This is a genomic window from Rhodobacter sp. 24-YEA-8 (genome assembly GCF_900105075.1).
Taxonomy (GTDB): domain Bacteria; phylum Pseudomonadota; class Alphaproteobacteria; order Rhodobacterales; family Rhodobacteraceae; genus Pseudogemmobacter.
In genome coordinates this window covers 80,536-93,745 of sequence record NZ_FNSK01000001.1, presented here as the reverse complement: position 1 = coordinate 93,745, position 13,210 = coordinate 80,536, and the positions used below count along the sequence as shown (strand labels likewise).

At 61.7% G+C, this 13,210-nt stretch carries 14 protein-coding genes; 7 read left to right on the top strand and 7 right to left on the bottom strand.

The window, feature by feature from the left end:
- The first annotated feature begins 114 nt into the window (after positions 1–114).
- Positions 115–354, top strand: a complete 240-nt coding sequence (locus BLW25_RS00490) for a hypothetical protein (protein ID WP_092895377.1) — start codon at positions 115–117, stop codon at positions 352–354.
- Positions 355–1,057: 703 nt separating this feature from the next.
- Here the strand turns inward: BLW25_RS00490 and BLW25_RS00485 are convergent.
- Positions 1,058–1,558, bottom strand: a complete 501-nt coding sequence (locus BLW25_RS00485) for an Lrp/AsnC family transcriptional regulator (RefSeq protein ID WP_092895375.1) — start codon at positions 1,556–1,558, stop codon at positions 1,058–1,060.
- Positions 1,559–1,812: 254 nt separating this feature from the next.
- Here BLW25_RS00485 and trxB point away from each other — a divergent pair, with 254 nt between their 5' ends.
- From trxB to BLW25_RS00470, 3 genes are all read left to right on the top strand, one after another.
- Positions 1,813–2,754 (top strand): thioredoxin-disulfide reductase, encoded by a 942-nt coding sequence (trxB, locus tag BLW25_RS00480; RefSeq protein WP_092901208.1) that lies wholly within the window; start codon positions 1,813–1,815, stop codon positions 2,752–2,754.
- A 164-nt stretch (positions 2,755–2,918) separates the two neighbouring features.
- The gene (locus BLW25_RS00475) at positions 2,919–4,025 is read left to right on the top strand and encodes a 2OG-Fe(II) oxygenase (protein ID WP_092901205.1); all 1,107 of its coding nucleotides are present in this window, start codon (positions 2,919–2,921) and stop codon (positions 4,023–4,025) included.
- A gap of 43 nt (positions 4,026–4,068) precedes the next feature.
- A complete protein-coding gene (locus BLW25_RS00470; protein WP_092895373.1) occupies positions 4,069–5,775 on the top strand; it encodes a bifunctional sulfate adenylyltransferase/adenylylsulfate kinase in 1,707 nt (568 codons plus the stop codon).
- A gap of 137 nt (positions 5,776–5,912) precedes the next feature.
- On the opposite strand, the gene BLW25_RS00465 is transcribed toward BLW25_RS00470, so the two are convergent.
- Positions 5,913–6,140, bottom strand: coding sequence for a DUF1150 family protein (locus tag BLW25_RS00465; RefSeq protein ID WP_092895371.1), 228 nt, complete (start codon positions 6,138–6,140; stop codon positions 5,913–5,915).
- A 4-nt stretch (positions 6,141–6,144) separates the two neighbouring features.
- Positions 6,145–6,567, bottom strand: a complete 423-nt coding sequence (locus tag BLW25_RS00460; protein ID WP_092895369.1) for an Hsp20 family protein — start codon at positions 6,565–6,567, stop codon at positions 6,145–6,147.
- A gap of 224 nt (positions 6,568–6,791) precedes the next feature.
- Between BLW25_RS00460 and BLW25_RS00455 the strand changes: the two genes are divergently transcribed.
- Together BLW25_RS00455 and BLW25_RS00450 are read left to right on the top strand one after the other, a co-directional pair.
- Entirely contained in the window at positions 6,792–7,010 is a 219-nt protein-coding gene (locus BLW25_RS00455; RefSeq protein WP_092901202.1) for a YdcH family protein, read from the top strand.
- A gap of 91 nt (positions 7,011–7,101) precedes the next feature.
- Positions 7,102–8,343 (top strand): Hsp70 family protein, encoded by a 1,242-nt coding sequence (locus BLW25_RS00450; protein WP_092901199.1) that lies wholly within the window; start codon positions 7,102–7,104, stop codon positions 8,341–8,343.
- A gap of 56 nt (positions 8,344–8,399) precedes the next feature.
- On the opposite strand, the gene BLW25_RS00445 is transcribed toward BLW25_RS00450, so the two are convergent.
- The 4 genes from BLW25_RS00445 to BLW25_RS00430 all read right to left on the bottom strand — a co-directional run bounded on the left by BLW25_RS00445 (position 8,400) and on the right by BLW25_RS00430 (position 12,566).
- The gene (locus BLW25_RS00445) at positions 8,400–9,320 is read right to left on the bottom strand and encodes a manganese-dependent inorganic pyrophosphatase (protein WP_092895367.1); all 921 of its coding nucleotides are present in this window, start codon (positions 9,318–9,320) and stop codon (positions 8,400–8,402) included.
- Between the two features lie 220 nt (positions 9,321–9,540).
- Entirely contained in the window at positions 9,541–9,789 is a 249-nt protein-coding gene (locus BLW25_RS00440; protein WP_092895364.1) for a hypothetical protein, read from the bottom strand.
- A gap of 123 nt (positions 9,790–9,912) precedes the next feature.
- Entirely contained in the window at positions 9,913–11,349 is a 1,437-nt protein-coding gene (locus tag BLW25_RS00435) for an NAD-dependent succinate-semialdehyde dehydrogenase (protein WP_092895362.1), read from the bottom strand.
- A 206-nt stretch (positions 11,350–11,555) separates the two neighbouring features.
- Positions 11,556–12,566: a TraB/GumN family protein gene (locus tag BLW25_RS00430; RefSeq protein ID WP_092895360.1), complete on the bottom strand. Its 1,011-nt coding sequence runs from the start codon at positions 12,564–12,566 to the stop codon at positions 11,556–11,558.
- 292 nt (positions 12,567–12,858) lie between these two features.
- On the opposite strand from BLW25_RS00430, the gene BLW25_RS00425 reads away from it, so the two are divergent.
- Positions 12,859–13,146: a co-chaperone GroES gene (locus BLW25_RS00425; protein ID WP_092895358.1), complete on the top strand. Its 288-nt coding sequence runs from the start codon at positions 12,859–12,861 to the stop codon at positions 13,144–13,146.
- Positions 13,147–13,210 lie beyond the last annotated feature (64 nt).

The window sequence follows — 13,210 nt, the reverse complement described above, 5'->3', positions numbered from 1 at the left end:
CATCGGCCAAAACAACGCCGCAATGTTCGGCGATTCTGCCTGCAAGACGCGATGAAACCCAGGGCATCAGACCCGGCCATCGATAAACCGAGCGCAGTATCGAGGAGACGCAGCATGGCAGGCAAAATGGTACAGCCGAAGTCCGAAACCACTAAAGCCAAGACACAACGCCGCTGGCTGCAAAGCGTGATTGCGGCCTCGGGCCAACCGCTTCCGGCCTTTCCCTGGATGCGCGCCGCAAAATCAGCCGTCGCGACTAAGCAGCCGGTTGAGGTGATCACCAGCGGCTCGTATCGCCTGACCACCCCCCTTTTTCGCCGCAATGGCCCTGCGGGTGGCATCGCGGCACGCTGACCTCGCGTTAAGCACGAATCGGGGCGGCAGGGGGCGGTCAGAAACCGGCCAGAATGCCACCTGAAAGTCTGATTTGCGGCAGTTGCGGCGGTTCGACAGCAACGAATTCGAAACAATCCCAGGGATTCAGGCGGATTTTTTCGGTCCCACCCCGCTAACAACGGCAAATGTTTGACAATGGGGCTCAACCGACGCACGAATAGCGTCAGGTCAAAGTCCCTGACTATGATCCGGAGCGCGAAACGGTGCTGACCGCTTTGCTGTTCCAGATCTCTCCCGGTCGCCGCTCACGACACGGGAGACGTGGTGAGTAAGAACGGCCCCGGTGCTCCTCTGGCACAGAATACGGGGCCGTTTTTTCATTTCAGCGGACCAATTCCCAGCAATTCCCCTGACGCCGTCTAATCCGGCACCCGGTTCGCCCTCACTGCCAGGAGGTCCCGGGGATCACGTCACCCTGACGGTTCACGTCGCGCAGCAAAAAAATGCCGCGCCTGTTTCCTGTTTCGAAACACTTCCTGCCAGAGCCGGTTCAGATGACCGGCCCCTGCAGGCATACTCGCTGATATCACATCCGTAATGGCGCACTCATGACCAGACCGTATCGCCCTTGGCGATACTCATCCAACACGAATACCCGTCATCCGGTTCCCTGTGCGGCCGCGAAAATTATATCGGTCCGCAACAGCAGAACGGGGCCGTCTCAGGCATTGCGCGCCAGACGCGCCTCAAGCACCCCAAAGGGCACGCCGGGCTCATCCTTGGCATTGCGGATCACCAGGCTGGTTTTGACATTGGCCACATTCGGCGCGGTCAGCAGTTCGGTCGTCAGGAAGGTCTGGAAGGTCGAGAGATCGGGCGAGACGCATTTCAGGATGAAATCAATCTCGCCGTTCAGCATATGGCACTCGCGCACCAGCGGCCAGGCGCGGCAGCGCTCTTCAAAGGCCGAGAGATCGCTTTCGGCCTGCGAGGACAGCCGCACCATGGCAAAGACCGCGACCTCGAACCCAAGCGCCCTTGCATCGATATCGGCATGATAGCCGCTGATATAGCCCTGTTCTTCAAGGGTGCGCACACGCCGCAGACAGGGCGGCGCAGAGATGCCCACCCGGCTCGCCAGCTCGACATTGGTCATCCGACCATCTGACTGCAGCTCCGCCAGGATCTGCCGGTCGGTTTCGTCAAGCTTGTGGCTCGCCATGGGTTACTCCTTAGTTCCGTCGCCTCAATAGGCTTTTGCCCGTTTTTGCGCAACAATGTTTCAATGATAACGCCACCAACACGCTCTGGATTGCGGGGCGTGCGCTGCATACCGGCAATTCGCTGCTGCGATTTCCGGGGGGCTTCCGGCCCGGTCCTGCCTTGTCTATATCCATCATGATCAGGCGCGGCCGGAACGGCGCGCGCCGAAAGCGACATCAGGCCGCCCCGACCGGGTGGCGGGGAAGGACCGACATGGCTGAGACGCGGCATACCAAAGTTCTGATCATCGGCTCGGGCCCGGCGGGCTATACGGCAGCGGTCTATGCCGCACGCGCGATGCTGCAGCCTTTGCTGATCCAGGGCCTGCAACCTGGCGGCCAGCTGACCATCACCACCGAAGTCGAGAACTGGCCCGGCCTGAAAACCGTCCAGGGCCCCAATCTGATGATCGAGATGGAGGAACATGCCCGCGAGATGGGCGCCGAGATCATCGCCGATTACATCACCTCGCTTGACCTGAAAAACCGCCCCTTCACCGCCGTTGCAGACAGCGGCACCACCTATACCGCCGATGCCGTGATCCTGGCGACGGGGGCGCAGGCAAAATGGCTGGGCCTGCCGTCAGAGGAGAAGTTCAAGGGCTTTGGCGTCTCGGCCTGTGCGACCTGTGATGGCTTTTTCTACCGGGGCAAAGAGGTCGCGGTGATCGGCGGCGGCAATACAGCCGTCGAAGAGGCGCTGTTCCTGACGAATTTCGCCTCGAAAGTGACGCTTATCCATCGCCGCGACAGTTTGCGCGCCGAAAAGATCCTGCAGGACCGGCTGTTCAGACATCCGAAGGTCGAGGTGATCTGGGACAGCGAAGTGACCGAGGTTCTGGGGGGCGAAAGCCCGCTGGGCGTCGAGGCGGTGCGGGTCTCGAACCTGAAAACCGGTGCCACGCATGACCTGCCGGTCGCGGGCTTTTTCGTCGCCATCGGCCATGCGCCCTCGTCCGAACTGGTCGCAAATCAGCTGGAACTGCATCACGGCGGCTATGTGAAGGTCGAGCCGGGCACCACCCGCACCTCGATCCCCGGCGTCTTCGCGGCAGGAGACCTGACCGACCATGTCTACCGTCAGGCCGTAACCTCGGCCGGCATGGGTTGTATGGCGGCGCTTGATGCCGAGCGCTGGCTGGCCGAACAGCCCTGACAACGCGCGTCCTGAGCCACGCCTGTCGCATCCCCGATGCGACAGGCAGAAAATATTCACGCTGGTTCAAATTTTTGTGATTTGGTCACCCCGAGGCTTCGGGCCAGACTGCCGGGGTTCACCCGCAGATTGTGCATAATCCCTTCGCTGACCAAAGGCCGCTTTTGCTTTCCTATATTCAGATCACTGCCGGTGAACCCGCGCCCTGGTTCACCCTGCCCTCTGCCGGATCACCGGCCTATGCCATCGATACCGCCGCCGGCCGCTACCTGCTTTTGTGCTTCTTCGGTAGCACTTCAAGCCCGCATTGCGCCTCCCGCCTCAAGGCTGTGCTGGCGCGGACGGACCTCTTTGATGACAGCTTCGCGGCGTTTTTCGGGGTCAGTGCCGATCCGCGCGATCAGGACGGGCGTCTGCAAAACCGCCTGCCTGGCTACCGCTTTTTGTGGGACACTGATCTGACCGCCGCAAAGCTCTATGGCGTCGCACCTCGTGAGACGGGCCGGTCCGGAGCCGGTCTGCGCTCGCTCTGGGCGCTGATGGATCCGACGATGCGAATGATTGCGACCGTGCCTTTTGAACAGGACGGATCGGATATTCAGCGCATCCTTGGCATCCTGGAAAACCAGCCCGCCCCCGACCGTTTTGCCGGAATGCGGCTTCAGGCCCCGATCCTGTGCCTGCCGCGCGTGTTTGAGCCCGATCTCTGCGAAGAGCTGATCGCCACCTATGAAGCCTGGGGCGGCGAGCTTTCGGGCACTATGCGGCAGGTGGGCACCAGGACCGTTGGCATCAATGACCTGAAATTCAAAAGCCGCCGCGATTGCGACATCACCGATCAGGCGGTGATCGGGCGCATCCAGACGGCGATCAGCCGCCGCGTTCTTCCCGAGATCCGAAAGGCGCATCAGTTCATCGCCACCCGGATGGAGCGCTATATCGTCTCTTGCTATGATGCAGCCGAGGGAGGGCATTTCAGCCCGCATCGCGACAATACCACCTCCGGCACCGCGCATCGGCGGTTTGCGATCTCGATCAATCTCAATTCCGATTTCGATGGCGGTGAGGTCAGCTTCCCCGAATATGGCCCCGACGGGCTGAAGGCACCGCCCGGGGGCGCGGTCGTATTTTCCTGCTCGCTTTTGCACCGGGTCTCGCCGGTCACACGCGGGCGCCGCTATGCATTCCTGCCTTTCGTCTATGATGACGAGGCCGCCAAACTCCGCGAAGCTAATAAGACAAGCATCGTCCCATCCCAGGCGCAGGGGTAAAACCTGACCGCGCCCGCAGATCGTCAAAGAAAGAAGGACCCAAATGTCGTCCCCCAATCTTGCCCCGATCCCCGAGCTTTACGTCTCTTACGATTCTGCGCAAAAACTTAAGCACGCGGCGGCGGCGCTGATCTCCTGGGATCTGAGCCCGCGCCAGACCTGTGACCTCGAGCTTTTAATGAATGGCGGTTTCTACCCGCTGAAAGGCTTTATGGGCCAGGCCGATTATGACAGCGTGGTCGAGACGATGCGCACCGCCGATGGCTCGCTGTTCCCGATGCCGATCACGCTGGATGTGTCCGAGAAATTCGCCGAAGGGGTCGAGCCGGGCCAGGACATCGCGCTGCGCGACCAGGAAGGTGTGATCCTTGCGATCCTTTCCGTGACCGATAAATGGTTGCCCGATAAGGCGAATGAGGCGGTAAAGGTCTTCGGCGCCAATGACCTCGCGCATCCGGCAGTGAACTATCTGCACAATATCGCAGGCGCGGTCTGTCTGGGTGGCGCCATCACCGGCATCCAGCAACCGGTGCATTACGATTTCAAATCGCGCCGCGACACGCCGAACGAACTGCGCGCCTTCTTCCGCAAGATGGGCTGGCGCAAGATCGTCGCCTTCCAGACCCGCAACCCGCTGCACCGCGCCCACCAGGAGCTGACCTTCCGCGCCGCGCGCGAGGCACAGGCCAATCTGCTGATCCAGCCGGTTGTCGGCATGACCAGGCCAGGCGATGTCGACCATTTCACCCGCGTGCGCTGCTACGAGGCGGTGCTGGACAAATACCCGCAATCGACCACGCATCTGAGCCTCCTGAACCTCGCGATGCGCATGGCTGGCCCGCGTGAAGCGCTCTGGCATGCCATCATCCGCAAGAACCACGGTCTGACCCATTTCATCGTCGGCCGTGATCATGCCGGCCCGGGCAAAAACAGCCAGGGCAAGGATTTCTACGGCCCCTATGACGCCCAGGAACTGGTCGCCCGGCACCAGGCCGAAATCGGCATCGAAATGGTCGATTTCAAACAGATGGTCTATGTCCAGGAGAAATCCCAGTATTACCCCGTCGACGAAGTGCCGGAAGGTTCGACCGTCCTCGATATCTCGGGCACAGAACTGCGCCGCCGGTTGCGCGAGGGGCTGGAGATCCCCGACTGGTTCTCTTTCCCCGAAGTGGTCAAAGAACTGCGCCGCACCTCGCCGCCGCGTTCGAAACAGGGCTTCACGGTGTTCTTCACCGGCCTGTCCGGCTCGGGCAAATCGACCATCGCCAATGCGCTTATGGTCAAGCTGATGGAAATGGGCGGGCGCCCGGTGACGCTGCTGGACGGCGATGTGGTGCGCAAGCATCTCTCGTCCGAGCTCGGCTTCTCGAAAGAGCATCGCGACATCAATATCAAGCGCATCGGCTATGTCGCTTCGGAAATCACCAAGAATGGCGGCATCGCAATCTGCGCGCCCATCGCGCCCTATACTTCGACCCGCCGCGCGGTGCGCGAGATGATCGAGGCCTTTGGCGCCTTTATCGAGGTTCATGTCGCGACCCCGATCGAGGAATGCGAAAAGCGCGACCGCAAGGGCCTCTACAAGCTGGCGCGGGAAGGCAAGATCAGGGAATTCACCGGCATCTCCGACCCCTATGAGGCGCCGGAAACCCCCGAACTGCGCGTCAACACCGAAGGTGCCGAGGTCGATCATTGCGCACATCAGGTCATCCTGAAGCTCGAAGCAATGGGCCTGATCAGGGCCTGAGGCATCGCCCCGGAAACAGGAACGGCCGGAAAGGACACCCCTTTCCGGCCGTTTCCATGGCGCGTAACCGACAGCCGATCCTGCGGCCCCAATCGCCCTTTCAGGCCGATTGCCCGGTCAGTGAGGCGGTCAGCGCCTCAATGCACCGACATCGGCGCGAAATCATGTGCCCGCGCCAGGTTGAACGCCAATGCGCGATCCGCCACCAGCGCAAGGCGCTGACCATCCACCGCATGGACCGAATAGATCACACCCGCGTCACCGACCTGCTCGCGCACTTCCTCGGGCAGGTCTTCCACCGCGACCGGCCTGACATAGACGATGCGGCTCTTGCCCTCGGGAAATCCTTCAAACGGCGTATTCATCTTCTTACCCCTTTCTCTGCCCGATCCTGATCGTCTGCACGACGGTCTCCGGCACCTGGCGCCTGAGATCGACATGCAAGAGCCCATGCTCCATATGCGCACCCGCAACTTCCACCCCATCCGCCAGCACGAAACTGCGCTGAAAAGCGCGGGATGCGATGCCGCGGTGCAGGAAAACACGCTCCTGCCCGTTTTCGCCATCCGAGACCCGGCCGCGGATCACCAGCTGCCGGTCCTCGACCGTGATCGCCAGGTCCTCCTCACGAAATCCGGCCACCGCCAGCGTGATACGGTAAGCGTTCTCGGTCACGGCCTCGATATTATAGGGGGGATATCCTTCACCGCTTTTGGCAGTGCGTTCGACCAGCCGTTCAAGCTGTTCAAACCCCAGAAGGAACGGGTGTGCCCCGAAGCTTAGTTTCGTCATTCCCGGACTGTCCTTTTACAAAGCGACAATTCGCGGCGGCTGGCCCCATCATCGGCGACCTGCCCCGGTATTATGGAATATGGGGCGCGTCCTGTCCGGCTGCAAGGCCGGCAAATCACCGCCAACACGGGAAAATTTCCGCATTCCGCCGGGCAGTGCTTCTCCGAATCACCAATCCGCTCTATGATTCGGTGACAACCTTCAGCAAAGACCCGCGTCCAGCCATGAATGCCCCCTCTGAAATGAGCTTTGATGAGATGTTGCGCGTGAAACTCGGGGTTCTGCGCCGGGAACATCGTGACCTCGACGAGGCGATCTATGCGCTGGAACAGAACGGGCGTCCGGATATCCTGACGATCCGGCGGCTGAAAAAGCAAAAACTGTCGCTGAAAGACCAGATCGCCACCATCGAAGACCGGCTGATCCCGGATATCATCGCCTGATCCGGCCGGCCGATTTGCCCCCCCTGCTTGCGGCGGTCCGGGCTTTGGGCTACGTCGCGCGCCCCATTCCCTTTCATGACGGGCGGCGATGATGCAGGCAGAGGTTCTCGCGGTTGATTTCGGCACCTCGAATACAGCGGTTGCGGTAACCGGACCCGATGGCCAGGTGCAGCGCATCGCCATTGAAGAGGGCTGCGACACCCTTCCCACCGCCGTCTTCTTCCCGCCAGGAGGCGGCGCGATGCGAATCGGCCGCGCGGCGGGAGAGGCGCTGATTGCGGGGGATGAAGGCCGCTATATGCGGGCGCTGAAATCTGTGCTGGGAACCCCCTTGCTGCATGAAACCCGGATGATCGGTGGCAAAAGACAAAGCCTTGCCAATATCATCACGGCCTTCCTGACCGAGCTGCGTGCCCGCGTGGCCCAAAGCCTCGGTGCATGTCCGGACCGCGTGCTTTCGGGCCGTCCGGTGCATTTCCACACCAACGACCCTAGTCGCGACGCCCGGGCCCTTGCCGATCTGAATGGCTGTTACCGCGCCGCCGGCTTTACCGAAGTCGACTTCCTCGCCGAACCAGAAGCCGCCGCCTGGGCCTGCCAGCAGGAAATCGGCGATCAGACCGGACTGATCATTGATATCGGCGGCGGCACCTCGGATTTCACCGTCTTCCGCGCGGCAGGCGGGCGCGTCGACATCCTCGCCAGCCACGGTATCCGGCTGGGCGGCACCGATTTCGACCACTCCGTCTCGCTCGCCCATGTCATGCCGCGTCTCGGCCAGGGGGGTGAGCTCAGGCGCGAAATGGGGCCGGGGCTTTTGCCAGTGCCGAATGCGATCTATTCCGATCTTGCGACCTGGGCGCGGATCCCCTTCCTCTATACGCCGGAAACCAGACGAGAAGTGGCCTCGATGCTGCGCCTTGCAGTGGATCGCAAACGGCTGGAGCGACTTGCCACCGTGCTGGGCGAAGAACTCGGCCACGAGCTGGCCTTCGCGGTCGAGCGCGGCAAGATCGCGGCCAATAATGGCGAGGCAAAGACCCGCATCGCGATGGGATTCGTCGAGCCGGGGCTATCGGCGCCGATCTCCTTTGGCTCGCTGGATCTGGCGCTGCGCGATTACCGCATGGCGCTGGATCAGGCGATCCGCGAGACGCTGCGCCTGTCCGGGCTGCAGGAGGATCAGATCGGCGCGGTGATCCTTGTCGGCGGCTCAAGCCTGATGCGGCTGGTGAGCGACCTCGCGACAGAGATCCTGCCTGAGGCCCGCATTCACCGATCCGAGGCCTTTACCGCAGTGGTCGATGGCCTCGCGCTGGCCGCCGCCGCGTGAATGCGAAAAGGGCGACCTGAAGGGCCGCCCTTTCATTTGCCAGAACACGCCCCGGCTCAGACCTTCAGCGACGGCAGGATCTGCTTCTTGCGGCTCATGATCCCGGGCAGAACGACCGTGTCGCCCTCGACTTTCGCACCGAACGAGGCTTCGGCAATGGTCTTCACCAGATCATTCGGCACCAGAAGCGTGGCTTCCTCTTTCAGAATGTCGATGATGAACAACAGAACCTGATCGGCGCCATCGGCCTCGGCCACCGCCGGCATCGAGGCCATCAGGCTGGCTTTACGGTCCAGAAGCACTTTCGGCGCGGTGGTTTCCAGCACCGAGACCCGCAACTCTTTGCCTCCGATATTGTATTCCTTGCTGTCCATCCGCAGCAGAACCTCATCAGAGAATTCGGAGACATCCGATTTCGCCTCGAACAACTGGCTGGCATATTCAGGGATCGAGATGCCGAGATCGGCGGCAAGTTTCTCGGCCACAGCCCTGTCATGCGGCGTGGTGGTCGGCGAGCGGAATTCGAGCGTGTCTGACAGAATACAGGACAGCATCGCGCCCCTGATCGCTTTCGGCGCGCGGGCCAGATCGTCACCGATCAGGTCATGCATCAGCGTGGCGGTGCAGGCGAGCGGGCGGATGGTGATGTCGATCGGCGCTTTGGTCTTCAGCCCGCCGACCAGCATATGGTGGTCGATGATCCCGATGATCGAGGCCTCATTGACCGAGGCCGGCAGCTCGGCCGGGTTATTGGTGTCGACGATCACAACCTTATCACCCGCCGCCACATCCGCAATAATCTCGGGCTTCGCGAGATCCCAGTGCTTCAGCACGAAAGCGGCTTCGGTATTCGGCTCGCCCAGCAGATACGCTTTCGCCGGGGCACCTTTGATCTCCGAGAGATACCAGGCCCAGATGATCGGCGAACCGGTGGAATCGGTATCGGGGGATTTGTGGCCAAAAACCTTGATCGTCATGTCAGATTCCTTGCGGGAGGAGCTCAGTTTCGCCGCGCCTTATAGGCAAGGTGAAGACTTTTGTCACCTGAGGCCGCTGTTCCTGCGACGATATGGAATCCGCGCGTCTCTGACAGGATGCGGAAGCCTCCGGCGGGGATATTTAGTGACAGATGAAAAGGGCTTTCTTCATCTGTCCTTAAATATCCCGGGGGTGCGGGGGCAGAGCCCCCGCTCTTTCTTACGACGGCCAGCCGCCTTTGCCGCGACAGCCATGTGGCGGCAGGGTTTTATCTCCGAATTCATCAAAGAGCCGGGCGCAGCCCCAGTCCTGAACGAAACCCGGCATATATTTGTGCAGATCGATCCCGACCTCGTCGAAAGGCGTATCCGCGCCGGTCCAGTTTTTCACCCAGGATACATATCTATAGCCAACCATTGCGACGGCCGCGAAAACTGCCACGACCAGAATCGTCAAAAACCGTTTCACTTGTAATTACCTCTCTCATTCCTGCGACATCCGCCGCCGCAGACAGCTTTGCCATATGACTGAGAGAGGCTCCAGTGATCACGATGATGACGCGCAAAATCGGCGGCTGCGGCCCGGACCGCGTCAGCCTTTGCGGGTCACGAAACGGGTTTCGAGATAGGCCTCAATCGCCTCTGATCCGCCCTCGGTGCCATAGCCGCTGTCCTTCATGCCGCCAAAGGGCGTTTCCGGCAGCGCGAGACCGAGATGGTTGATCGTCAGCATCCCCGCCTCGATCTCATTCCCGAGCCGCGTCGCGGTGGCCGTGTCCGAGGTATAGGCATAGGAGGCGAGGCCGAAGGGCAGCCGGTTTGCCTCGGCAATCGCCTCGTCGATGGTCGAGAAGCGGTTGATCACCGCCACCGGGCCGAAGGGTTCTTCGTTCATGATCCGGGCCGACAGGGGGGCATCGGCCAGCACGGTCGGCTCGAAGAACCAGCCCTCATTGCCGATCCGGCGCCCGCCGGTGGTCAGGCGCGCGCCTTTTTCCACCGCATCATTGATCAGCGCCTCCAGCGCGGGAACCCGGCGTTCATTCGACAGGGGGCCCATTTCGGTGGCCGGATCCATGCCGTCACCAACCTTCAGCTTTGCCGCGTAATCGGTGAATTTCTCGGTAAAGGCCGCGTGGAGATCGTCATGCACAAGGAAACGGGTCGGCGAGACGCAGACCTGGCCCGCATTCCTGAACTTATGCATCGCGATCTGCGACACCGCGAGATCGAGATCGGCATCGCCCGCCACGATCACCGGCGCATGACCGCCAAGCTCCATCGTCGCGCGCTTCATATGCAGCCCGGCCAGGGCCGCAAGCTGCTTGCCGACCGGGGTCGAGCCGGTGAAGCTGATCTTCCGGATCACCGGATGCGGGATCAGATATTCGGAAATCTCGGCCGGAATGCCGTAGACAAGGTTCACCACCCCTGCCGGCACACCGGCATCCTGGAAGACGCGGATCAGCTCGGACGGCGATGCCGGGGTTTCCTCGGGCGCTTTCACGATGATCGAACAGCCTGCCGCCAGCGCGGCCGAAAGCTTGCGCACCACCTGGTTAAGCGGGAAATTCCACGGCGTGAAAGCCGCCACCGGCCCGACCGGGCCCTTGACGGTGAATTGCAGCACATCGGGCGCGCGCGACGGAATCACCTGGCCGTAGCTGCGCTGGCCCTCGCCCGCGAACCAGTCGATGACATCGGCGGCGCCGGCGATCTCGACCTTTGACTGCGCCAGCGGCTTGCCGTTTTCCAGTGTCATCAGCACGGCGATATCATCGGCGCGCTCGCGCAGCAGGCTGGCCGCCCTGCGCATCAGCTTGCCACGTTCAAAGGCGGCGGTGTCTTTCCAGATCCGGAACCCGCGCTCTGCCGCTGCCAGCGCCGCGTCGAGATCTTCGCGCGCTGCATGGGCCACGGTGCCGATCTGGCGGCCGGTTGCCGGGTTGATCACGGGAATCACCCGCCCCCCGGTTCCCGCGCGCCACTGGCCGTCGATGAAAAGGAGCGTTTCGGTATTGCGCGTCATGGCGACATCCTTCGGATCTGATCATCCCGCCCGGTCCGGGACTATGGCCCGGCCCCGGAGCGGTTTCCTCCCGGCGGCAGCCGGTGGGCCCGAGGCAAGAAATAGCGCCGTGACCGCCCGGCGTCGACCGGGCAAAGCCGGTATTCGCAGGATATCTTTGAGCCCTGCCCTAATCTGACGCCTGTTCTGGCAGAGAAAGCGGCGGATCAGGGCTGTGATACGGCCCCGGCCAGATCGAGTTCGGAAATCATCCAGCCATTTTCGGCCAGCAGGTTCAGCACACCTTCCTCGCCCGAGAGGTGCAGCGCGCCAAAGGCCACGACCAATGGCCCCTTTGCCGCCGCCGCCTCGATCACCGGGATCCAGGCGCGATTGCGGCGGATCATCATCACATCCTCCATCACCGCCATTTCGGCATCGACCTGTTGCCTGGTATAGCCGGGCTGTTTATAGGCGAAGAGCCGGTTCAGCTCCCAGATCATCCGCGAATCTGCCTCGAAATAAAGGTCGGCCATCGTCACCGCCATATCTTCGGATTGCCCCTCCATCGCCAGCGAAGCCTCAACCATGGCAATCGACTGTTCCTCGCTGAGGCCGCCGAAGATCGTGAACAGTGTATCATAGGGCTCCAGTGCCCGGACCGGCACATTGGCTTCTTCCGCCGCATCGATCAGCTGCGCGTCGAGCCCGTTCTTCAGATCGGGTTCGGCAATCATGCAGGATGGGATCGCCAGCACCACCGTGGCATACCAGGGCTGGAACTTGGCCGCGAATATCCCCGGAATACCGCGCGCCTCAAGCGCCTCGGAAAGCCGGCGCCAGGTGTCGCGCGGCAGGCGTTCCAGCAGGCTCGGCCCCTCGGTGATGAACATGAGCGAAGGGTTTTTGCCCATCGCCTGCATCAGCGCATTTTCCTCTTCGGGACCGGCCTCGACCAAAAGCCCGGAGGCCTCGCCGATACGCCCGGTCAGCGCAGCCATAACCGACATATGTCGTGGGTCATCAATATGATAGGTGCCCACTATGGTCATCGTCTGACCATCCTTTTCTGCCATCCAGAAATTGCCGCGCGCAAAGGGGACGGCATCGGCGCGGGCGCGAATCTCTTTCAGATCACCGGGCAGCATCTGGTCGACCAGATTGGTCCCGGCGCAATAGGCCGCAGCCTGCGAGGCAAGCCCGAATAGCGCAAAGGCTGCGGCGGCGAGATGTTTCATGACGGGCTCCGGCAAAATGGGCGGCAGATGGGCGCGGGCGGCGCGGATCAGGGCAGACTGACATTTCAGCGCGGCAAGACCAAGGCAGGACGCGGGCAGTTCCCGCGAATGTTTGCACCAGTGTTTCCCGGGGCCGCCCGAACTGTCACCTCTGCGTGCATAAAACCCCGCATAAAAAGCCAGAGGAAGCGGTTGACAGGGGGGAGGCGTTTTCCTACCTGTTGTTCCGTTAGCACTCCCCCAGGGTGAGTGCTGATCAGATACAACCTGGCATACATGGGAGTGTTACCAGATGGCTTTCAAACCGCTGCATGACCGCGTTCTGGTCCGTCGCGTCCAGTCCGAGGAAAAAACCAAGGGCGGGCTGATCATCCCGGACACCGCAAAAGAAAAGCCCGCTGAGGGCGAGATCGTTTCGACCGGTGAAGGTGCCCGCAAGGATTCGGGCGAGCTGATCGCACCGTCCGTCAAAGCCGGCGACCGCGTGCTGTTCGGCAAATGGTCGGGCACCGAAGTCACCGTTGACGGTGAAGAACTGCTCATCATGAAAGAAAGCGACATCCTCGGCATCATCTCGTGATGACGGGCTGGCTCCGGCATCCGATCTGATTTCGGAACCGTGAGCCGCGCTTTCTTTTTCCTGA